The 21,054-nt window shown below is 72.0% G+C and carries 20 protein-coding genes; 10 read left to right on the top strand and 10 right to left on the bottom strand.

From position 1 onward, the window contains the following. Positions 1–367 precede the first annotated feature (367 nt). Genes ABT057_RS20280 through ABT057_RS20265 form a run of 4 tightly spaced genes read left to right on the top strand, consistent with a single transcriptional unit; the run spans position 368 to position 4,692 of the window. Entirely contained in the window at positions 368–3,157 is a 2,790-nt protein-coding gene (locus ABT057_RS20280) for an ATP-binding protein (RefSeq protein WP_352344456.1), read from the top strand. After that, positions 3,154–3,630 carry a roadblock/LC7 domain-containing protein gene (locus ABT057_RS20275; protein ID WP_352344455.1) on the top strand — a complete coding sequence of 159 codons (477 nt, stop codon included), beginning with the start codon at positions 3,154–3,156 and terminating at the stop codon, positions 3,628–3,630. The genes ABT057_RS20280 and ABT057_RS20275 overlap by 4 nt, the downstream gene beginning before the upstream one ends. A gap of 35 nt (positions 3,631–3,665) precedes the next feature. Beyond that, positions 3,666–4,106 (top strand): DUF742 domain-containing protein, encoded by a 441-nt coding sequence (locus tag ABT057_RS20270; protein ID WP_352344454.1) that lies wholly within the window; start codon positions 3,666–3,668, stop codon positions 4,104–4,106. Continuing rightward, complete coding sequence (locus ABT057_RS20265; RefSeq protein WP_352344453.1) at positions 4,093–4,692, top strand: GTP-binding protein; 600 nt, start codon at positions 4,093–4,095, stop codon at positions 4,690–4,692. The genes ABT057_RS20270 and ABT057_RS20265 overlap by 14 nt, the downstream gene beginning before the upstream one ends. A gap of 64 nt (positions 4,693–4,756) precedes the next feature. On the opposite strand, the gene ABT057_RS20260 is transcribed toward ABT057_RS20265, so the two are convergent. The 3 genes from ABT057_RS20260 to ABT057_RS20250 are packed head-to-tail and all read right to left on the bottom strand — an operon-like array spanning position 4,757 to position 7,256. Continuing rightward, positions 4,757–5,425, bottom strand: a complete 669-nt coding sequence (locus ABT057_RS20260) for an ABC transporter permease (RefSeq protein WP_352344452.1) — start codon at positions 5,423–5,425, stop codon at positions 4,757–4,759. After that, complete coding sequence (locus tag ABT057_RS20255; RefSeq protein WP_352344451.1) at positions 5,422–6,102, bottom strand: ABC transporter permease; 681 nt, start codon at positions 6,100–6,102, stop codon at positions 5,422–5,424. Before ABT057_RS20255 ends, ABT057_RS20260 begins: the two co-directional genes overlap by 4 nt. Beyond that, positions 6,099–7,256 (bottom strand): ABC transporter ATP-binding protein, encoded by a 1,158-nt coding sequence (locus ABT057_RS20250; protein ID WP_352344450.1) that lies wholly within the window; start codon positions 7,254–7,256, stop codon positions 6,099–6,101. Before ABT057_RS20250 ends, ABT057_RS20255 begins: the two co-directional genes overlap by 4 nt. Before the next feature lie 225 nt (positions 7,257–7,481). Between ABT057_RS20250 and ABT057_RS20245 the strand changes: the two genes are divergently transcribed. Both ABT057_RS20245 and ABT057_RS20240 read left to right on the top strand, forming a co-directional pair. Next, positions 7,482–8,342: a dolichyl-phosphate beta-glucosyltransferase gene (locus ABT057_RS20245; RefSeq protein WP_352344449.1), complete on the top strand. Its 861-nt coding sequence runs from the start codon at positions 7,482–7,484 to the stop codon at positions 8,340–8,342. Continuing rightward, a complete protein-coding gene (locus ABT057_RS20240) occupies positions 8,339–10,450 on the top strand; it encodes an ArnT family glycosyltransferase (RefSeq protein WP_352344448.1) in 2,112 nt (703 codons plus the stop codon). Before ABT057_RS20245 ends, ABT057_RS20240 begins: the two co-directional genes overlap by 4 nt. 66 nt (positions 10,451–10,516) lie before the next feature. Here ABT057_RS20240 and ABT057_RS20235 read toward each other — a convergent pair whose 3' ends face one another. The 3 genes from ABT057_RS20235 to ABT057_RS20225 are packed head-to-tail and all read right to left on the bottom strand — an operon-like array spanning position 10,517 to position 13,020. Then, positions 10,517–11,254, bottom strand: coding sequence for an FAD:protein FMN transferase (locus ABT057_RS20235; protein WP_352344447.1), 738 nt, complete (start codon positions 11,252–11,254; stop codon positions 10,517–10,519). A gap of 1 nt (position 11,255) precedes the next feature. Further along, positions 11,256–11,654, bottom strand: coding sequence for an FMN-binding protein (locus ABT057_RS20230; protein WP_352344446.1), 399 nt, complete (start codon positions 11,652–11,654; stop codon positions 11,256–11,258). A 19-nt stretch (positions 11,655–11,673) separates the two neighbouring features. Further along, positions 11,674–13,020, bottom strand: coding sequence for a ferredoxin reductase family protein (locus ABT057_RS20225; RefSeq protein WP_352344445.1), 1,347 nt, complete (start codon positions 13,018–13,020; stop codon positions 11,674–11,676). 152 nt (positions 13,021–13,172) lie between these two features. On the opposite strand from ABT057_RS20225, the gene ABT057_RS20220 reads away from it, so the two are divergent. The 3 genes from ABT057_RS20220 (at position 13,173) to ABT057_RS20210 (ending at position 16,531) form a co-directional block, all read left to right on the top strand. Continuing rightward, positions 13,173–13,865: a response regulator transcription factor gene (locus ABT057_RS20220; protein ID WP_352344444.1), complete on the top strand. Its 693-nt coding sequence runs from the start codon at positions 13,173–13,175 to the stop codon at positions 13,863–13,865. Continuing rightward, complete coding sequence (locus ABT057_RS20215; RefSeq protein WP_352344443.1) at positions 13,862–15,304, top strand: sensor histidine kinase; 1,443 nt, start codon at positions 13,862–13,864, stop codon at positions 15,302–15,304. The genes ABT057_RS20220 and ABT057_RS20215 overlap by 4 nt, the downstream gene beginning before the upstream one ends. A gap of 195 nt (positions 15,305–15,499) precedes the next feature. Beyond that, positions 15,500–16,531, top strand: a complete 1,032-nt coding sequence (locus ABT057_RS20210; protein WP_352344442.1) for a lysylphosphatidylglycerol synthase transmembrane domain-containing protein — start codon at positions 15,500–15,502, stop codon at positions 16,529–16,531. Between the two features lie 7 nt (positions 16,532–16,538). Here the strand turns inward: ABT057_RS20210 and msrB are convergent, their stop codons facing one another. From msrB to ABT057_RS20190, 4 genes are all read right to left on the bottom strand, one after another. Then, complete coding sequence (gene msrB, locus ABT057_RS20205; protein WP_352344441.1) at positions 16,539–16,946, bottom strand: peptide-methionine (R)-S-oxide reductase MsrB; 408 nt, start codon at positions 16,944–16,946, stop codon at positions 16,539–16,541. Between the two features lie 37 nt (positions 16,947–16,983). Then, complete coding sequence (gene murC / locus ABT057_RS20200) at positions 16,984–18,369, bottom strand: UDP-N-acetylmuramate--L-alanine ligase (RefSeq protein ID WP_352344440.1); 1,386 nt, start codon at positions 18,367–18,369, stop codon at positions 16,984–16,986. Positions 18,370–18,460: 91 nt separating this feature from the next. Then, on the bottom strand, positions 18,461–18,934 hold the full coding sequence (locus ABT057_RS20195) for an indole-3-glycerol phosphate synthase (RefSeq protein WP_352344439.1): 474 nt from the start codon (positions 18,932–18,934) through the stop codon (positions 18,461–18,463). Positions 18,935–19,037: 103 nt separating this feature from the next. Next, a complete protein-coding gene (locus ABT057_RS20190; protein ID WP_352344438.1) occupies positions 19,038–19,820 on the bottom strand; it encodes a pyrimidine reductase family protein in 783 nt (260 codons plus the stop codon). Between ABT057_RS20190 and zapE the strand changes: the two genes are divergently transcribed. Then, entirely contained in the window at positions 19,819–20,964 is a 1,146-nt protein-coding gene (gene zapE / locus ABT057_RS20185) for a cell division protein ZapE (protein ID WP_502973947.1), read from the top strand. The genes ABT057_RS20190 and zapE overlap by 2 nt on opposite strands. Positions 20,965–21,054: the final 90 nt, after the last annotated feature.

Raw genomic sequence — 21,054 nt, 5'->3', positions numbered from 1 at the left:
AGGTGGGACTGATGGGTGTGGTCCGTCGAGGCGGTCCGTCGCAGCGGAGCGCCGACGCGTCACTGAAACACTCTGGCCTGATCCAATCGACCCACTTCTCGGTCAGTCAAGAGCGGTCCGGTCACCGATTGGACTCGATTCATGGTCACTTGGGTGCTATTTGGAAGCGCATTATGGAGTTTTCGGGGGCGCTTCGTAATGGATTCTTGACGTAGGGCGACGTGCTCGGCCGATCAAAGAAGCGATAGTCTCGCCCGCAGTTGGCGTCGGCCAAGCGGTGCGCGGGGGTCCGCTAAGGTCTCGTTCCACTCACATTCGGCCACAAGCGTGCACCGCCACACCCGCAACACCTTTTGAAGGAGGCCCGGTGTCCACGAACGAAGTGGACGCGCCCGCCCGGTCGGCATCCTCGGCACCCTCGTCGGTGCGCCGGGGTCTGCGGGGCTTCGCAGACCGGTGGCCCTTCCAGCGCAAGCTCAACGTACTGGTCGGTATCCCGCTGACGGTGATCGCCCTTCTGCTGGCGTACCTGATCGTCGACCTGGTGCAGGAGTCCAACCGCGCCGAGGAAGCCGCCCAACTGGTACGGGACAGCGCCCAGGTGGCCCGGCTGGTCGCCGACCTGCAGGCGGAGCACCAGCAGGCGATCCTGCTCTCGGTGCGTCACGAGGCGGCCTTCGACGGCGGCACACCCTCGACCGACGCCTACCGGCAGGCCCAGCTCACGGTGGACGCCCAGGTCACGAAGGTGGTCGACACCTTCGGCGACCGGCTGCCGGACTCCGAGGCCCAGGCCCTCCGGGAGGTCCAGGGTCTGTCCGGGCTGCGGGACACGATCGAGCAGGGCTATCTGCCCGCCGACAACATCGACCCGGCGTACTCCGGCGCCTCCAAGGGCCTCATCGACGGCCTGGGCCTGGACCGGAACTCGGCGCTGGCCACCACCTTCACCGGCAACCTGCTCGACTCGCTGCTGCGCGCCGACGCCGCCCACGGCGCCTACGAGACCGGGGTGTTCTCCGCGCGCACCGGCGACAGCAACGCGCTGATCGAGTTCACCGGCGCGGTCGGCGAGTACGAGCTGTTCGCCTACCAGGCCGAGCGGTTCGACCGGTTCGCGTCCGCCGCGCAGGACGACGAGTTCGGCGGCATCGAGCACAACTCCTCGCAGGCCTCGATCAGCCAGCACTTCGCCGAACTGGCCGTCGACCCCAGCGCGTTGCAGGCGGGGTCCAGGGCCGAGATCCGTGCCGCGTTCCGGACGGCCCTCGACTCCTACCCCGAGTACGGCGCGCAGGCCAAGAACCGGCTGAAGATCACCACCTCGCTGATCGGCCAGATCGCCGACCACGCCGACGACTCGGCGTCCAGCGCCGAGTGGCGGGCGGGCGTCCTGCTCAACCTGGCGCTGCTGGGCTTCGCCCTGTGGATCGCCTTCGCCGTCCTGGTACGGCGCTCCGTGGTCCGCCCGGTGCTGGCGCTGACCGGGGCCGCGCAGGAGGTCGCCGACGTCGCCGGGCGCGAGCTCGCCCGGGTCGCCGACGACGACGCCGAGGAGACCGGCTCGCCGCGACTGCGCGAGCTGCCGGTCACCGCGGACGACGAGATCGGCGAGCTGGCCGAGGCCTTCAACAACGTGCAGACCACCGCGGCCGCGCTGCTGGAGCGGCAGGTGCTCAGCCGGCGCAACGTCGCCGAGATGTTCGGCAACGTGGGCCGCCGCGTCTCCAATCTGACGACCCGCCAGTTGGCGCTGATCGACTGGGTGGAGCGCGGCGAGACCGACCCCGCGCTGCTGGAACGCCTCTACTCGATCGACCACATCGCGGTCCGCCTGCGCCGCAACGCCGACAGCCTGATGCTGCTGGCCGGCATCCGCGAGACCGTCCTCGACTCCGGGCCGACCGAGCTGACCAACGTCGTCCGGGCCGCGCTCGGCCAGATCGAGGGCTTCCAGCGGGTACGGCTGCACTCGGCCACCGAGACCATGGTGGAGCCCGACATCATCGGCGACCTGACGCTGATGATCGCCGAACTCCTGGAGAACGCGGTGTCGTTCTCGCCCGAGGGCAGTTCCGTCGAGGTACGGGTCGGCGTCGCCGAGGACGGCGCGTCGATCACCGTCGCCGACCACGGCCTCGGGATGAGCGCCGATCGCCTCGCCGAGGAGAACGCCCGTCTGGTGCGCCGCGAGCGCCTCGACCTCGTCCCGACCAAGGTGCTCGGTCTGTTCGTGGTCGGCGCGCTGGCCCGCCGCTGGAACATCGACGTCACCCTCTCCCGCACGCCCGGCGGCGGTGTGACGGCCGAGGTCCGGATCCCGTCCACCCTGCTGCTCACGCTCAGCGGGGGCGTGATGCCGTCCGCGGCCACCGCGGCCTCTCTGCCTGCCCCGTCGGCGCCCGCCGCCGGCCCGTCGCCCGCGGCGTCGCTTCCGCCCGCCCCGGCCCCCGGGGCCGACGACGACGGGTTCCCGCTCCCGCGCCGGGTGCCCCGCCGCGAACAGCCGTCCTGGGCCGAACCCGACCCGGTCCGCCCGGCCGACGGCACGCGGCGCGAAACGGGAGCGTACGACCGTACGCCCGAGCCGGCGCGGTACGACGGCGTGGTCGCGCGGGCACCGGAGAGCGCCTCGGCGCAGCCCGGCTCCGCCGCCGACGACCGCACGGCCCACCCGGCACCGTACGAGCGCCCGGCCGCCCCCTCGGTGCCCGCCGCCCACGGCAGGACCGGCGAGGCGGGGCTGCCCGTGCGCGGTGCTGAGCCGACCGCCCGCACCCGTCCGGCCGGCCAGGACCCCTGGGGCCGTACCGCCGGACCCGCGCCGTCCGGTGCCGCGCCCCACGCGGCCGAACCCCCCGCCGGCGACGGCCCGCGTCCGCTGCGGCGCCGGGTGCGCGGGGCGACCCTGCGGACCACCGTGGACGCCTCCGCGCAGACCGCACGGCAGGCCGCCCGGCCCGCCGACGCGGACGCGGTGCGCAGCGCGCTGGAGGAGTTCGAGGCGGCCGTGGAGCGCGCCCACCGCGACACCGGCGCACACCCTCTCCCGGCTGACAGACCGAGCCCGCACGACCGGCACGACCAAAGGGTCCCGGACGACCACCGGAATCCCCCGCACCACCAGAACCACCTTCCGGAAGGAGCCGAGCAGTGAGCACGTCGACAGGTGAGACCCCCACCTCAGACGCCACGCCGACCGACCTGCGGGCCGCCGCAGCCGACTTCACCTGGCTGCTCAACCGTTTCGCCACCGAGACCGCGGGTGTCGTGGACGCCATCGCGGTGTCCTCCGACGGCCTGCTGATCGCGGTGTCCGAACTGCGCGAGCACGCCGACTCCGAGCGGCTCGCGGCGATCGTCTCCGGCATCACCAGCCTGGCCGCGGGCGCCTCCGGCAACTACGGTCTGGGCGGCCTGAACAAGGTCATCATCGACCTGGAGGGCGGTCACGTCCTGGTCTCCGCGATCGGCAGCGGCGCCGTCCTCGGCGTGGTCACCGACAAGGAGGCCAAGCTCGGCAACATCGCCTACGAGATGACGGTGTTCGCCAACCGGGCGGGCGCCGCGCTGAGCCCGCAGCTCGTCCTGGAACTGAAGAACAGCGTCGGCGCCACCAGGTCGCGCTGAGCGTCGGCCACCGCAAAAGGAAGCGAACACCACCGATGGCGGATGGCCGAGGCCCGAGCGGTCCGGGCGAGGTCCCGGCCGGCCCGGTCGGCCCCGCGCCCGCCGTACGGCCCTTCCTGGTCACCGCGGGCCGGGTCGCGGGGGCGGGCGCGGCCCAGGCCGGCCGGACGATGCCCGTCGAGACCCAGTTGGTGGCGACCACCGACGGGATCGACGCGCTCGACCGGCTCTCCTTCGAGCAGCACGACATCGTCGCCGCCTGCCGGGTGCCGCAGTCCATCGCGGAGATCGCGGCGCGGCTCAGGCTGCACCTGAACGTGGTGCGGGTCCTCGCCGAGGACCTGCGGGCGGCGGGGCAGCTGTCGATCCACGTGCCCGACTCCGGCGTCACCCATGACTCGTCCGTCCTGCGCAGGGTTATCGATGGCCTCAGGGCCATCCCAGACTCCCGGGGGGTACTCCGTGACTCCGACTGAACCGCTCGTCCGGCCCGCCGCGGGCCAGGCAGCCGCACGGCCGCCGCTGCCGGTGAAGCTGGTGATCGCGGGCGGCTTCGGCGTGGGCAAGACCACCGCGGTCGGCGCGATCTCCGAGATCGAGCCGCTGACCACCGAGGCGGCCATCACCGAAGTGGCGGCGGGGGTGGACGACCTCAGCCACACCCCGCGCAAGACCACGACCACGGTCGCGATGGACTTCGGCTGTCTCACCATCGACCCGACCCTGAAGCTGTACCTGTTCGGCACGCCCGGGCAGGAGCGGTTCGGCTTCATGTGGGACGACATCGTCGAGGGGGCGGTCGGCGGGCTCGTCATCGTCGACACCCGCCGTCTCGACGACTGCTACGCGGCCGTGGACTACTTCGAGCACAAGCGGATCCCGTTCGCGGTCGCGGTGAACGCCTTCGACGGGGAGGTGGCGCACACTCTGGACGAGGTCCGGTGGGCGCTGGACGTCTCCGACGGGGTGCCGGTGCTGGTCTTCGACGCCCGTGAGCGCGGCTCGGTGCGGGACGCGCTGCTGGTCGTACTGGAACAGGCGCTGGCCCGCTCGGAGGGCTGAGCACACACCGGTCCGCGGTCTCCGGGCGCCCTTCACGGGTTCGTCCGGAGGCCGCGGATCCGTGTCAGCCGGCCCGCCGAACCCCTGGCGACACCGCCGCGCGGGCCGCCAGCCAGAAGATTCCGAGGGTCGCGAGGGCGAGGCCTGCCACCAGGGTGGCGCCGCCGACGACCTTCTCGTAGTCGTGCTGGTAGAGGCCGTCGACGATGTAGCGGCCGAGGCCGCCGAGGCCGACGTACGCGGCGATGGTGGCCGTGGAGACGATCTGGATGGCCGCCGAGCGCAGTCCGCCGAGGATGACGGGCAGCGCGACCGGGAGTTCCACCTGGAGCAGGATCCAGGGCTCCGCCATGCCGATGCCCCGGGCGGCGTCCACGGGCGACGGGTCCACCGAGCGCACCGCCTCGTAGGTGGTGACCAGGATCGGCGGGACCGCGAGCACGACCAGCGGGATCATCACGGGCAGCATGCTGAAGCCGACGATGATGGTGATGAGCACCAGCAGACCGAAGGTGGGCAGGGCCCGGGCCGCGGTGGCGATCAGGGTGAGGGTGTTGCCGCCCTTGCCGTAGTGACCGGTTACCAGGCCGATCGGCAGGCCGATCAGGGCGGCGATGGCGAGCGCCTCGAGCGAGTACTGGAGGTGCTCCCACAGCCGGGTGGGGATGCCGTCGTAGCCGTGCCAGTGGGCGCTGTCGCTGAAGAAGGCGTTGACGAAATTGAGGACGTTCACCGGGCCTCGACCGCCTTCCGGGTACGGGCGGCGCCCGAGCCGCTGGGCATCCAGGGGGTCAGCAGGAGGCGTACGCCGACCAGCGCCGCGTCCACCAGGACCGCCAGGACGGCGGTGGTGAGCACGGAGTTCCAGGCGAGTTCGGGCCGGTTGTAGATCTGCGCGTCGTGCAGCAGGTTGCCGAGCGCGCCCTGGTTGCCGATCAGCATGCCGACGCTCACCAGGCTGATGCTCGACACCGTCGCCACCCGCAGCCCGGCGATGATCGCGGGAGTCGCGATCGGCAACTGGACCTGGACGTAACGGCGCAGGGGGCCGAAGCCCATCGCGGTCGCGGCGGCGAGCGTCTCCTGCGGCACCGAGCGGACGCCGTCGACGATCGCCGGGACCAGCACCACCAGGGTGTAGACGGTCAGCGGGATCATGACCGTCAGCTCGGTCTGGCCGGTGTAGTCGATGAGGACCACGAAGAAGGCCAGCGAGGGGATCGCGTACAGCACGGTCGTCACCCACAGCACCGGCGGGTACAGCCAGCGCAGCCGCACGCACAGCTGGGCGAGCGGCAGCGCGAGCACCAGACCGCCCAGGACCGGCAGCAGGGCCTCGCGCAGATGCAGCACGATCAGGCCGAACCAGTCGTGCTGGAGGTCGCTGGGGATGTCGAAGAAGCGGTTCATCGCAGGGCCTTCGGCTCGCCCGCGGCGCTCTCGCCGTCGCCGGTGGCGCCCGCGCTGTTCTCGTGGGCGCCGCGGATCGCCTCGGCGATGGTGGCCTGCGAGACGACGCCGGTGGCGCGGCCCTCGCCGTCCACGGCGACCGCCCAGCCGGTGGGCGACAGGACGGCGCAGTCCAGGGCGGCCCGCAGCGAGTCCTGTCCGGCGGTGAACGGCCGCCCGTACGGCAGCAGTCGGGCCGGGTCGATCCGGCCGGCGGTCAGCGCGTCCGGCTCGCCCCAGCCGAGGGGACGGCCCTCGAGGTCGGTGACGAGGAGGTAGGACACGTCCGCGCCGCGGTCGGCGATCTGCTCGGCGGTGGCGTCGACGGCGACGATCGGCGCGGTGAGGAGGTCCAGGCCGGCCGCGGAGAAGAAGGACAGGCGCCGGATGCCGCGGTCGGCGCCGAGGAAGTCCTCGACGAACGCGTCGGCCGGGTTCGACAGCAGCTCGGCGGGCGGCGCGAACTGGGCGAGCTTGCCGCCGGTGCGCAGGACGGCGACCATGGTGCCGAGCTTGACGGCCTCGTCGATGTCGTGCGTGACGAAGACGATGGTCTTGCCCAACTCGTCCTGGATGCGCAGGAGTTCGTCCTGCAGTCCCTTGCGGACGACGGGGTCCACGGCCGAGAACGGCTCGTCCATCAGCAGCACCGGCGGATCCGAGGCGAGTGCCCGGGCCACGCCTACGCGCTGCTGCTGACCGCCCGAGAGCTGATAGGGGTAGCGCTTGGCGAGCGAGGCGTCGAGCCCGACGCGCTCCATCAACTCCCGCGCCCTGGCCCGCGCCTTGTCCTTGCTCCAGCCGAGCAGCCGGGGCACGGTGGCGATGTTGTCGACGATCGTACGGTGCTGGAAGAGACCGGCGTTCTGGATGACGTAACCCATGGACCGGCGCAGGGTGTTGACCGGCTGCTGCCGGGTGTCCTTGCCGTCGATGGAGATCGTGCCCTCGCTGGGCTCCACCATCCTGTTGATCATCCGCAGCGTGGTCGTCTTGCCGCATCCGGAGGGGCCGACGAGAACGGTGATCGCCCGGTCCGGGATCTCGAGGGAGAGCCGGTCGACCGCCACCGTGCCGTCCGGGTACCGCTTGGTGACTGAATCTATCCGTATCAAAACGCCGAATACCCTTCGGGTCTGGCTGTTTCCGCCCACTCTCGACCAGACGAGTTTGGGGCCGTTGCGGGGAGAGTCTAAACCGCTTACGTTTCGGACGTTTTCGCGGGCGAGACAAGACCTCGAGCGACCCGGACTGTGCGCGACCTGTGAGTCTCCTGATTCTCACCCTTCGCTCAGAAGCGGCTCAGGGATCCCCCAGATACGGCGCCCATCGTCAGGGTCATGAACGAAACGAACGCGGGAGGCGTCCGGCGCCGGTCGGTCGAGATCGTGGTGCCGGTGTACAACGAGGCGCACGTCCTCGCCGACAGCATCGGCCGTCTCCACGCACATCTCGAAGAGTCCTTCCCGTTCGCGTTCCGCATCACGATCGCGGACAACGCCAGCACGGACGCCACCTGGAGCGTGGCGACCGACCTGACCCTGCGGCTCCCGCACGTCCACGCCCGGCGCCTGGAGGAGAAGGGCCGGGGCCGCGCCCTGAAGCACGTGTGGTCCCGCTCCACCGCCGATGTCGTCGCCTACATGGACGTCGACCTCTCCACCGGCCTGGAGGCCTTCCTCCCCCTGATCGCCCCGGTCCTGTCCGGCCACAGCGACCTCGCGATCGGCAGCCGGCTGCACCGGCAGGCGGCCGTGGTGCGGGGCGGAAAGCGGGAATTCGTCTCCCGCTCCTACAACACCCTGCTCAAAGCCGGTCTCGGCGCCCGCTTCTCGGACGCGCAGTGCGGCTTCAAGGCCGTCCGCGCCGACGTCTTCCGGGCGCTCGCCCCGCACATCGAGGACACCGCCTGGTTCTTCGACACCGAACTGCTGGTCCTGGCCCAGCGCAACCGGCTGCGCATCCACGAGGTCCCGGTCGACTGGACCGACGACCCCGACAGCCGGGTCGACATCGTCCGCACGGCCCTCGACGACCTGAGAGGCATGGGCCGGATGCTCCGCTCCACCCTCACCGGCCGCACCCGGATCCCCGCCGTCCCCCGCCGCACGAGCACCCCCCAGGTGCCGGCCGCGCGCACCCCGTCCCCCGCCGCCGTCCTGCCCACCGGGGCGGACCACCACCTGGAGTACGCGTCATGACGACCCTCGCCCCGCCGCCCGCCCCCGCCCGGGAGGACGGATCCCGTCACCGGGCCGCGCCGCCCTCCAGAAGCGACCTCGCCCGGCGTCTGTTCACCGGCGCACCCGAAGACCCGCGCTGGGCCCGCCCGGCCCTCTGGGCGATCCTGGTGCTCGCCACGGCCCTGTACGCCTGGAACCTCTCCTCCATCACCGGCAACTCCTTCTACGACGCGGCCGTCTACTCCGGCACCAAGAGCTGGAAGGCGTTCTTCTTCGGCGCCCTGGACGCCGGCAGCTTCATCACTGTCGACAAACCCCCCTTCGCCCTGTGGGTGATGGGCCTGTCCGCCCGCGTGTTCGGCTACGGCACCTGGCAGTTGATGCTGCCGATGGTGGCCGTCGGCGTCGGCTCGGTGGCCCTCCTGTACCGCCTGGTCAAGCGGGACTTCGGCCCGGTCGCGGCGACGATCGCCGCGCTCACCCTCACCCTGACCCCGATCACGGTCGCCATCACCCGTGACACCAACCCGGACCCGGTCCTCGTCTTCCTGATGCTGCTGGGCGCGGCCGCCCTGCTGAAGGCCGTGCGCACCGGCCGGACGATGCCGCTGGTGTGGTCCGGCGTCGCCATCGGCTTCGCGTTCAACACGAAGATGATGCAGGCGTACGTCGTCCTGCCCGCGTTCTTCCTGGTCTACCTGTGGGCCGCCAAGGGCAGCCTGGGCCGCCGGATCCGCAACCTGGCCGTCGGCACGGTCGCGCTGGTCGCCTCCAGCGCCTGGTGGATGGTGGTCGTCGACCTGATCCCGGCCTCCTCCCGCCCCTACATCGGCGGCTCCACCGACAACACGGTCTGGGACCTGGTCATCGGCTACAACGGCTTCGGCCGGATCTTCGGGGCGAGTTCCTCGGTGGGCTCCGCAGGCAACGGCGCCAGCTTCGGCGGCGAGGCGGGCCTGTACCGCATGTTCAACGAGATCATGGGCGGCCAGATCTCCTGGCTGATCCCCTTCGCGACGATCGCCCTGGTGGCCGGCCTGGTCCTGCGCGGCCGCGCTCCCCGCACCGACGCCAGGCGCGCGGCGCTCATGCTCTGGGGCGGCTGGTTCGTCCTGCACTACCTGACCTTCGCCCTCGCCGAGGGCACCTTCCACCCGTACTACGTCACCGCCATGGCTCCCGGGATCGCGGCGCTGGCCGGCGCGGGCGGGGTCACTCTGTACAAGGCCTTCCGTGAAGGCTCGGCAGCCGTGGGGGTCCCCCCGCTCGAGCGAAGCCGAGAGTGGGGGAGGGTCTGGGTGCTGCCCTCCGCGATCGCGGTCAGCACGGTCTGGGCGGTCGTCCTGCTCCAGCGGGTCTCCGACTCCGGCACGCTCTACACGGTCGCGGAGGCCGTGGTGGCCGCCGCGGGCACCCTGTCCGTCGCCGGCCTGCTGATCGGCCGCTTCACCAAGCGGCACCGTCTGATGGGCGTCGCGGCGCTGGCCGCGGTGGTGGCCCTGCTCGCCGGTCCCGCCGCGTACTCGGTCTCGGCGGCGACCTCGAGCACCAACGGCACCAACCCGACGGCCGGCCCCAGCACCGGGGGCGGCATGGGTGGCATGGGCGGCGGCCAGCGTCCGAGCGGCGCGGGCGGCCCGGGCGGCACCGGCAGTCGGTCGACGGGCCAGCCCCCGACGGGCAGCGGTTCGTCCTCCACCGGCGAGTCCGGCACGACCGAGTCCGGCACGACCGAGTCCGACAGCACCGAGAGCCAGGCCGGTGGCGGTGGCGGCGGCATGGGCGGCGGCACCCAGGTCTCGTCCGCGATGATCACCTACCTGAAGAAGCACCAGGACGGCGCCACCTGGCTGGTGGCCGTGGCCACCGACCAGACGGCCTCCTCGATCATCCTGGAGTCCGGTCAGCCGGTCATCTCCATGGGCGGCTGGTCCGGCAGCGACGACGCGATGACCCTGGCCAAGCTGAAGAGCCTGGTGAAGTCGGGCAAGCTGCACTACATCGTGATCGGTGACAGCGGCCAGGGATCCTCGAACTCCGAGATCTCCACCTGGGTCAAGAAGAACGGCACGGCGGTCTCCGACTACAGCGGCCTGTACCGACTGGACGCCTCCGACGTCGGCTGACGTACGACAACGGGAAGCGCCCCCGGCCGTGTGATCGGCCGGGGGCGCTGTCGTGCCCGATCCGGGTCACGCCGCCGGGCGCTCCACCGCCGTCGGGAAACCCGGGGTACGCAGCACACCGCCCCCGGCGACCACCGCGAACACCTCGCAGTCCGCCCGGCCCGCCGCCCACTCCACGCCCTCCGCGCCCAGGGCGAACGCGGCCGTGGCGACGGTGTCGGCGAGGGTCAGGGTCGGGGCGACGACGGTGAGGCTGTCGAGGCCGGTGGCCGGGCGGCCGGTGCGGCCGTCGAGGATGTGGTCGCCGCGCTCGTAGCGCGCGGAGGTGGCGACCGCGGCGTCGGTGAGGTCGAGAACCGCGCACAGCTTGTCGGCGAGGAAGGGGTGCCGTACGCCGACCCGCCAGGGGCCGCCCGAGACCACCACGTCACCGCCCGCGTTGAGGCAGAAGCGGGTGAGCCCGGCTCCGGACAGCAGCCCGGCCGCCCGCTGCACCGACCAGCCCTTGACGACGGCGCAGGGGTCCAGGCCCCGGCCGGGCAGCCGTACGTCGAAGGCGCCGCCGGTGGCGACGCGGTACTCCTCGCACAGGTCGAGCACCTCGGCGAGGTCGGCGCTCACGTCCCCGGCGGACAGCTCGCCCCGGTCCAGCCGGGACACCTCGCTGTCCGCCCTGAACGGGCTGAACCGCTCGTCGGCCTCCCGCAGCCACGCGAAGACGGCGTCCGCGGCTCCTTCGGGAACCAGTGCGTCGTCGATGCGCAGCGACACCGGGAAGCCCATGATGTGCTCGACCCTGTGCATGTCAGGCGCCCTTTGCGTCGATCGCGGCCTGGAGGGACTCCTTGTAGCCGTCACTCGTAATGGTCGCACCGGACACCGTGTCGATGTCCGCGCTCTGCGCCTGAAGCGTCTCCGCGATCAGCTTCGGCACCGCGGCCGTCGTCTGCGGATGGTCCGGCTGTTTCAGCATCCTCACGGCCGTGATCTTGTCCCCGCCGAAGGTCACCTGGACCTGGACGTCGCCCTTCTCCGTGTTCACGGTCGTACCGGTGAAGGTGGTCGACCCCGAGGAGGAGGCGGCGGCGGACGGAGTCGAGACGGCTTCCGTGGTGGTGGACGTCGTACCGGTCGACGGCTCGTAGCGCCAGACCGGGATCAGGCCCGCCACGGACAGGACCAGGACAGGTATTGCTCGCTTCACGGTGTTTTCCTCGTGTCTCTCAACCCGCCAGGCTGAAGCGTTCGAAGTGGATCTGCGTCCTGGGTACGGCCAGCTCGCGCAGGGTGCCGAGGACCGCGTTCATCATCGGCGGCGGCCCGCACAGGAACACGTCCCGCTCCGCGATGTCCGGGACCAGCGCGGCGAGTTCACGCGGCGCCAGCCGGTCCGGCACGGGCGGTCCGGTCACCAGGTGGAGTTCGGCGCCCTTGGCGACGGCCAGCTCGCGCAGCTCGTCGTAGAGGACGGCGTCGCGCTCGCCGGCCACCCGGTAGACGACCACCGCGTGCCCGTGGATCTCCTCCAGCAGCGCCCGGATGGGCGTGACGCCGACGCCGCCGGCGATGAGCAGGGACTCCGGCCGGGTGCGGTGCATCGCGGTGAAGGCGCCGTAGGGGCCCTCGGCGAAGACGCGGGTGCCGGGCTTGATGTGGCGCAGTCCGGCCGAGCCGTCGCCGGCGGCCTTCGCGGTGAGGCGCAGGCGGGTGCCGTCGGGGGCGGCGGACAGGGAGAAGGGGTTCGCCTGCCACCAGCGGTCCTTCGTCAGGAACCGCCACAGGAAGAACTGGCCGGCCCTCGCGGGCAGCCGGTCCAGGTCACGGCCGGTGATGTGGACGGAGACGACGTTGTCCGACTCGGGGACGACCGCCTCGACACGCAGCTGGTGACGCCAGTTCCGCCACAGCGGCAGCACGAGCCGGCCCAGGAGCACCGAGCCGAGGGCGACGCCCCACACGCCGTACCAGTACGCCGTGGCGGCGGACGAGGCGGTGAACGTCGTGCCGACGGCGACCTGGTGGGTGAAGGCCAGCACCACGGCGACGTAGGTGTACAGGTGGATGAAGTGCCAGGTCTCGTAGGCGAGCCGGCGGCGGGCCCAGCGGGCGGAGACACCGCCGACGACCAGGATCAGCACCATGGCGACGGCGGCGCGCAGCACGCCCTCGACGGTCTCGGCGAGGTCGACGAGCTGGCCGACCGGGTTCGTCGACGAGGCCGCCGAGAATTCTGCATAGCCGAAGGTGATGAACACCACATGCCCGACCAGCGTCCACAGCAGGCCGAAGCCGGTCCAGCGGTGCCAGTTGGTCAGCCGGTCCATGCCGATACGGCGGTCCAGCCAGGGCAGCCGGGCCACCAGGAGCAGCTGGAACGCCATCAGCAGCGCGCCGTAGAGACCGGCGAACCGGCCGATCACGACGAGCGCGTTGGAGGCGAAGCCGGCCTGGACTGCGAAGAGGGTCACGACGGCCGCGTTCACGGCCAGCACGGCGTACAGGCCCGTGCGGGCCACTACTTTGGGACGTATCGCCGTGGGGGGTACGGGAGGCGATTGGACGGTCGTCACGGACGGAAACTCCTAGATCGGGTCCTCAGAACACAGAGCTTGTCCGTGCTGTGCTGTCGATTTCCTGTCGTACAACTTTCAAGAGGTTATCGATCTCCGCGCGCACGAGACGCGCGTCTGGCGCCGGGAGCCGTGTGCCGCAGTATGAGCGGGTGGAAAAAGTACGACTCCTCGTCGTGGACGACGACCCGCCGATCGCCGATCTCGTGGCGACGGTCGCCCGCTACGAGGGCTGGGACGCGGTCACCGCGAACTCGGGTGAGGAGGCGCTGCGGCGGGCCGCCGACTTCCGTCCGGACATCGTGGTGCTCGACCTGATGCTGCCCGACATCGACGGTTTCGGCGTGCTCGACCGGCTCCGGCAGTCCGGGGCGATGGTGCCGGTGGTGTTCCTCACGGCCCGGGACGGGGTCGCGGACCGGGTGGCGGGGCTGACCCGCGGCGGGGACGACTACCTGGTGAAACCCTTCGCGGTGGAGGAGCTGATGGCCCGGCTGCGGACCGTGCTGCGGCGCAGCGCGGGACCCGCCTTCCAGCGCTCGGTGCTGCGGGTCGCGGACCTCACCATGGACGAGGACACCCGCGAGGTACGCCGGGCCGGGAAGCTCCTCACCCTCACCCCGACCGAGTACGAGGTGCTGCGCTACCTGATGCGCAAGTCACCGACCGTGCTGACCAAGGCCCAGATCCTCGACCATGTGTGGGAGTACGGCTTCGGCGGGCGCTCCAACGTCGTCGAACTGGTCGTCAGCCGGCTGCGCCGCAAGCTCGACGCGACGGGCGACGATCCGCTGATCCAGACGGTACGGGGCTTCGGCTACACGATCCGGCAGGCGGCGGAGTGATCGGCAGGCTCTGGGGGACCTACCGCGGCATGCGGCTCGGCACCCGGCTCGCGCTGGGCCTGGGTGCACTGGCCCTGGTGGTCTTCGCGGTCGTCGGCACCGCCCTGACCACGTACATGCGGGACTATCTGTCGGCTCAGCTCAACGACCAGTTGAAACTCGCCCAGGTCGCCCAGTCCAAGAGCATCGCGGACTCCGGCTCGCTGCAGGGCAAGAAGTACTACCGCTGGTACTACGCCGTGTACGACGTGAAGGCCGACGGCACGCCGGTGCTGCGCAAACCCGAGGACTCGGCGGACGTGCCCGAGGACATCGCCGACCTCACCACCCTGGCCAGGGCGCAGACCGCCGCGGGCACCGAGGTCCTGCGCACCGAGCATCTCGGGAGCGACGGCGAGTACCGGCTGCGCGCCTGCGAGGTCGAACCCGGGGTGGTCCTGGTCAGCGGCGCCCCGATGGACGACATCGAGGACACCGTCCGGCAGCTGATCACCGTCCAGGTCGTCGCCTTCGGCCTGGCGCTGCTCGCCCTGGTGGTGTTCGGGCGGGCGATGCTGCGGCGCGGGCTGAAACCGCTGAGCGACATGGCGCACACCGCGCACGGCATCGCCTCCCACGACCTCACCGAATCGGCGTCCCGGCTCCCGCTGCGCGCGGACCGCCCGGGCGGCGGCCCGGAGGTGGAGGAGTTGCGCACGGCCTTCAACACCATGCTGGAGCACATCGACGACTCCCTCGCCGTCCGCGCCGAGGCCGAGCAGCGGCTGCGCCGCTTCGTCGCGGACGCCTCGCACGAGCTGCGCACCCCGCTGATGTCGGTCCGCGGCTACGCCGACCTCTTCCAGTACGCGGCCGCCAACGCCCCCGAGGAACGCGACAAGCACCTGGCCCGGCTGCGCGCCGAGGCCGCCCGCATGGGCGTCCTGCTCGACGACCTCCTGATGCTGGCCCGGCTGGACGCGGCGGAGGTGGAGACACCGCTGCGCCGGGAGGACGCCGATCTGGTGGCCCTGGCCGAGCAGGCGGCCGACGCGTTCCGGGCGAGCCACCCCGGCCACCCGCTGACGGTGGCCCCGGCGCCCGCGGCCGTACCCCTGCGCATGGACCCGCACCGCATCCGCCAGGTCCTGGACAACCTCCTCACCAACGCGGCCGTGCACACCCCGCCCGGCACCCCGGTGACCGTCGAGGTGTCCGCGTCGCCCGCCACGGCCCGCGTGCGGGTCACCGACCAGGGCACCGGCATCCCGCCCGGCGACCGCGACCGGGTCTTCGACCGCTTCTACCGCGTCGACAAGGCCCGCAGCCGGGACCGCGGCGGCAGCGGCCTCGGCCTCTCGGTGGCCCGATCCCTGGTCCGGGCCCACGGCGGCACCCTGGAGCTGGGCACGGAGCAGGGAGCGACGGTGTTCACGGTGACCCTCCCCCTTCCGGGGTGAGCGCTGCCGTGCGGGGGCAGAACTCTCACAGCCGCACCGCCACGGTCGCCCCTCCGCCCGCGCACCGTCGGCTTCCGGACACCGCACCGTCACACCGGAGGGGAAGTTCTCCCCGCGTTCCCCTCCTCCCCGCCCGGGGCCTGATCCGTCACACCGCACCGCTCGCGGACGTGACGCGGAAGGACGACGTGTGCCGTGACCCTGCTGCCGCTCGACACCACTGCCGCCACCCCGCCCGACACCACTGCCGACACCCCGTTCGAGCACCCCGCCCCGCCCCCGCGTGCGGCCACCCGCCGCCCCCTGACCGCCGCCACCGCCCGCCACGCCGTGAGCCTGCTCCCCGTGCTGTATCTCGGGGTGTGGGCGGCGGTCGACTGGCACGCCGTCCGGGACGGCATCGCCCGGCTGGCCGGTGCCGACCTGTGGTGGCTGCTGGCCGGGCTGTTCTTCACCTACCTCGGCGCGGTCGCGGCGGCCTGTGTCCGCCAGGGCGCGATCCCGGACCGGCTGCCGCCCGGCCTCCTGGTGGCCTCGCAGATCGCCGCGGGCGCCGCGAACCACGTCCTGCCCGCCAGCATCGGCGCCCACGCGGTCACGGTCCGCTTCCTCCGGCGCCAGGGCATCCCACTGCCCCGCGCCACCGCGTCGATCGCCCTGTACTCCCTGGTCAGAGCGCTGGCGAAGACACCTCTTGTGCTCGCTTTCCTGTTCACCGCGCCGGTCGCCGCGCTCCTCCCGGACGGCCGCACCCTGCTCCTGGCCGCGGCGGGCATCGTGCTGGCGCCCACCGCGGCCGCCGTCCTGGCGGTCCTGGTCCGCCCGCTGCGCCGGCCGGCCGTGGACTTCGTCCGTTCGGCCCTCACCGACGCCCGGCACCTGCACACCCGCCCCGGCCGCTTCCTCCCGCTCTGGGGCGGCGCGCTCGCGGCGCCCCTGATCCAGGCCTGTGTGGTCGCCTCGGTGGGCAAGGCCCTGGACCTGCCCCTGTCCTGGCCGGAGCTGCTCTTCGCGTTCCTGGCGGCGAGCACCGCGGCCGGCGCCGTCCCCGCCCCGGGCGGCATCGGCCCGGTGGACGCGGCCCTGGTCATCGCCCTGGCCGGCTACGGCGCCCCGCTCCCGCTGGCCACGGCGACCGTCATCGGCTACCGCACGCTGACGGTCTGGCTGCCCCTGCTGCCGGGGATGCTGGTGCTGTCCGCGCTGGTGCAGCGCGAACAGCTGTGAGGGCGGCTCAGCCCTCGGCGGGCTCCAGCCGCAGCGAGATGCTGTTGATGCAGTACCGCTGGTCCGTCGGGGTGGGATAGCCCTCGCCTGCGAAGACGTGGCCGAGGTGCGAGCCGCAGCGGGCGCACCGCACCTCGGTGCGCACCATCCCGTGCGTCCGGTCCTCGATCAGCTCCACCGCGTCGGTGTCCTTGGGGTCGAAGAAGGACGGCCAGCCGCAGTGCGAGTCGAACTTGGTGTCGGAGGTGAACAGTTCGGCACCACAGGCCCGGCAGGAGTAGACGCCCTTGGTCTTGGTGTCGGTGTACTCGCCGGTGAAGGCGGGCTCGGTCGCGGCCTGCCGCAGCACGGCGTACTCGGCCGGGTTCAGCTCCGCCCGCCACTGCTCGTCCGGCTTCTCGACGTCGTACGACATGGTCCTCAGCCCCTCACTGGGAAAGTCACTGGCGAAGTCACTGGGAAAGACGGTCCAGGATCCGCGGGCCCAGGTCGGTCACGTCGCCCGCGCCCATGGTGAGAACGAGATCACCGGCCTTCGCCATTCCCGCCACGGCCTCGGGCACCTCGTCCTTGTCGTGGACGGCCGTCACGTCCGCGCCGGCCGCCCGGGCCGCGTCGATGATCAGCGCGCTCGTCACTCCCGGGAGAGGGTCCTCGCGGGCCGGGTAGATGTCGAGGACGACGGAGGCGTCGGCCAGGGTGAGGGACTCGCCCATCTCCTTGCCGAGCTCCTGTGTGCGGGAGAACAGGTGCGGCTGGAAGACGACGAGGATGCGGGCGTCGCCGGCCGCCCCCCGCATCGCCTCCAGGTCGGCGGTCATCTCGGTGGGGTGGTGGGCGTAGGAGTCGATCACCTGGACTCCCGCCGCCTCGCCCTTGAGCTGGAGGCGGCGCTTGACGCCGGTGTACGCGGCGAGCGCGGGGGCGAGTTCGGCGGCCGGGACCCCGAGGGCCACGCCGGCGGTGAGCGCGGCGACGGCGTTGAGCGCGTAGTGCCGGCCGGGCACGGAGACGGCGAAGACGATCTCCTGGCCGTCCAGGACCACGGTGACCTGGCTCTTCAGCCCCTGGGGCACGACGGACAGCACCCGTACGTCCGCGTCCTCGGCCTCGCCGTACGTCACCACCCGCACGCCCTCGACCCGGCGGGTCAGCTCGCGGGCGCCCTCGTGGTCGGCGGAGATCACCAGCGTGCCGCCGGGCACGATCCTCCCCGCGAAGGTCTCGAACGACTCGTAGATCTCTTCCATCGACGCGTAGTTGGCGTGGTGGTCCAGCTCCACGTTGAGGACGATCGCGACCTCGGGGGCGTACTTGTGGAAGCTGCGGTCCGATTCGTCCGCCTCGGCGACGAAGATCTCGCCGTCGCCGTGCAGCGCGTTGGAGCCGGGGGCGTCCAGGTCGCCGCCGATGGCGTACGAGGGCCGCCGTCCCAGCGCCGAGAGCGACACCGCGAGCATGGAGGTGGTGGTCGTCTTGCCGTGGGTGCCGGCGACCGCGATCGGGCGCAGCCCGGCCATCAGCGCGGCGAGGGCGTCCGACCGGTGCACGACGGGGATCCCGAGCTCGGCCGCGCGGGCGAGCTCCGGGTTGTCCTGCCGGATCGCCGACGACACGACGACACAGCTCGCGTCGTCGGCGAGATGCTCCGCCGCGTGCCCGATGTGCACGGTGACGCCCAGCGCCCGCAGCGCGGCGGCGGTCTCCGACTCCTTGGCGTCACTGCCCGCCACCTTCGCCCCGCGCTGGGCGAGGATCTTCGCGATCCCCGACATCCCGGCGCCGCCGATGCCGATGAAGTGCGGTCGGTCCATGGCGGTAGGGAGGCCGGGTGCCATGTGTGTCTCCTGGGTGGTACGGCGGACGTGGTCGGTCATCCCGAACCCTATCCGCCCCCCACTGCGGTCGTCGTCGCCCTGTGGAACGCCCTCACGCCTTGCTGTGCGAGAACAGCTTCAGCACCGGCACGCCCACCTTGTGCCGCGCCCGCGACGCCCAGTCCCGGTGGAAGAACTCCTCCACGTAGTGCGGATCGGTGAGGACGATCACCTCGTCCGCCCCCACCTCGCCCACCAAGGACTTCAGCGCGTCCAGCGGATGGTCCTCCACCAGCCGCCCCGCCGCCTCGTTGCCCGCCGCGTGCAGTGCCTGGAGGGAGACCTCGAGGGCTCTTTCGCCGAACCCCTTGGCCTCCTCCCCCTCCGGTGTCTCCCGCTCCCGCGTCGCCTCGTCGAGTTCGCCGAGGGCGACGTCGTCGATGGCCCGCAGCAGCCGGTCGGCCTGGTCGCCGCGCGGCTGGAGCAGTACGTGGAAGGAGACCGCCTCGTCCCCGTGCAGGGTCGTGACGAACTCGACGTCGGCCGACGTCAGGGCCTTCTCGATCATCAAAACGCTGGTGAACACCGGGCGCCCCTTCTGCGGAAACCATCCTGCCCCGTGCTGTCACGGGGACTGCGAGTTCTAGTGTGCCCATCGGAAGTCAAGCGGAACGGTCTACTCCGCTGTTTCAGGACCGTCGGTAGCGTCCGAACAGGAATCCCTCCTCCTCCAACAGGGACACCAGTGCGAACCGCCGCGGCACCTCGACCGCCGGGCCGCCCGCGATCCGCTGCGCGTCCCCCGCGGTGAGCATCGGCGAGACGGTCAGACAGAGTTCGTCCAGTACCCCGGAGGAGACGAACTGACCCAGCAGCCGGGGACCGCCCTCGGTCAGCAGCCGGGTGTGCCCCAGTTCGGCGAGTGCCCGTACGGCCCGAGCGGGATCCACCCCCGTGCCGTCACCCGCGATCACCACCCGCGCGCCCGCCTTCTCGGCGGCGGCCACCTTGTCGGGTGCGGCCGCGGCGCCGGTCAGCACCAGCGTCGGCACCAGCGGCGAGGTGAACAGCGGCAGCGAGAAGTCCAGGTCGAGACTGGCGGTGACCACCGCGATGGCGGGGGCGGGCCCCTGACCGGCCGCCTCCCGGCGCGCGGTGAACTCCGCACGCACGCGTGCGGGCCGGTACCCCTCCTGCCGTACCGTTTCCGCACCGGCGATCACCACGTCCGCGAGTCCCCGCAGTGTGCCGAAGATCCGCATGTCGGTGGCGGTGGAGATGGGCTGGGAGCGCCCGTCGTGCTGGGCGGCGCCGTCGAGCGTGGAGACCATGTTGGCCCGCAGCCAGGGCCGCGGCCCCCCGGGCACGGGCTCGGGGTAGGCGTAGGCCTCGGCGAGCTCGTCGAGGCTCCACTCCCGGTCAGCCGGGGTCGTCGCCGGTGTCTGGTCGGTCACAGGGAACAGCCGTCGCATGCCGTGCAGTCTGGCACGCGCATTAGCATGGGGAACCGTGTCGTCCTCCACCCCCGCCGCCCATGTCGACGAGATAGCCGACGCGGCCCCGCCGTCCCTGTGCGCCCGTGAACCGTACGTCCCCGCGGACCGGCTGGTCGCCGAGATGGTGCCGCCGCCGCGCTTCGACTCGGTGCGCTTCAGCACCTACCTCCCGGACCCGAACCAGCCCAGCCAGACCGAGGCCGTCGCCGTGCTGGAGGGTTTCGCGGGCGGGCTCGGCGGAGCGCACGCGGTGGGCGGGGCCAGGCGGGGCTTCCTCGGCTTCGGCCGGGCGAAGGCGCCCAGGGTCCCGGCGGGTCCGCGCGGGGTCTATCTGGACGGCGGCTACGGCGTCGGCAAGACGCACCTCCTCGCCTCCCTGTGGCACGCCACGCCGGCGGAGCCCGCGCTGAAGGCGTTCGGCACGTTCGTCGAGCTGACCAATCTGGTCGGCGCCCTCGGCTTCCAGAAGACGGTCCAGACCCTCTCCGGCCACCGGCTGCTGTGCATCGACGAGTTCGAACTGGACGACCCGGGCGACACCGTCCTCGTCTCGACCCTGCTCGGCCGGCTGGTGGAGGCGGGTGTCGCGCTCGCCGCCACCTCCAACACCCTGCCCGGCAAGCTTGGCGAGGGCCGGTTCGCGGCGGCCGACTTCCTGCGCGAGATCCAGGGCCTGTCGGCGCACTTCCGCGCACTGCGCATCGACGGCGAGGACTACCGCCACCGCGGTCTGCCCGAGGCGCCGGCGCCGTTCTCCGAGGAGGAGGTGACCAAGGCGGCGTACGCCACCCCGGGTGCCTCGCTCGACGACTTCCCGCACCTGCTTGACCACCTCGCCAAGGTCCACCCCAGCCGCTACGGAGCGCTCACCGACGGCCTGAAGGCGGTCTGTCTGACGGACGTGCAGCCGGTTCCCGACCAGTCGACGGCCCTCAGGCTCGTCGTCCTGGCCGACCGGCTCTACGACCGCGAGGTCCCGGTGCTGGCCTCCGGGCTCCCCTTCGACCGGCTGTTCAGCGAGGAGATGCTGAACGGCGGCTACCGCAAGAAGTACTTCCGGGCGATCTCCCGGCTCACCGCACTGGCCCGGGACGCCGGGCGGCTCGTCGAGGCCCGTTAAAGGATCTCCCTCGGTCCGGTCAAGAGTCGGTTCACGCCACATACCCCTCGCTTTTGAGGCGCACTTCTTCCCGAAACGTCGAGTTAACCC

The sequence above is a fragment of the Streptomyces sp. NPDC002588 genome (genome assembly GCF_040295925.1).
Taxonomy (GTDB): domain Bacteria; phylum Actinomycetota; class Actinomycetes; order Streptomycetales; family Streptomycetaceae; genus Streptomyces.
Note: the sequence above shows the minus strand (reverse complement) of the source record. Positions and strands in the feature narration are given on the sequence as shown.

Excerpts from the sequence above, each read along its gene's own strand:
- murC (WP_352344440.1), bottom strand. The coding sequence starts at position 18,369 with ATGGCACCCGGCCTCCCTACCGCCATGGACCGACCGCACTTCATCGGC.
- ABT057_RS20240 (WP_352344448.1), top strand. The coding sequence starts at position 8,339 with ATGACGACCCTCGCCCCGCCGCCCGCCCCCGCCCGGGAGGACGGATCC.
- ABT057_RS20255 (WP_352344451.1), bottom strand. The coding sequence starts at position 6,102 with ATGAACCGCTTCTTCGACATCCCCAGCGACCTCCAGCACGACTGGTTC.
- ABT057_RS20190 (WP_352344438.1), bottom strand. The coding sequence starts at position 19,820 with ATGCGACGGCTGTTCCCTGTGACCGACCAGACACCGGCGACGACCCCG.
- zapE (WP_502973947.1), top strand. The coding sequence starts at position 19,819 with ATGCCGTGCAGTCTGGCACGCGCATTAGCATGGGGAACCGTGTCGTCC.
- ABT057_RS20270 (WP_352344454.1), top strand. The coding sequence starts at position 3,666 with ATGGCGGATGGCCGAGGCCCGAGCGGTCCGGGCGAGGTCCCGGCCGGC.
- msrB (WP_352344441.1), bottom strand. The coding sequence starts at position 16,946 with ATGTCGTACGACGTCGAGAAGCCGGACGAGCAGTGGCGGGCGGAGCTG.
- ABT057_RS20235 (WP_352344447.1), bottom strand. The coding sequence starts at position 11,254 with ATGCACAGGGTCGAGCACATCATGGGCTTCCCGGTGTCGCTGCGCATC.
- ABT057_RS20245 (WP_352344449.1), top strand. The coding sequence starts at position 7,482 with ATGAACGAAACGAACGCGGGAGGCGTCCGGCGCCGGTCGGTCGAGATC.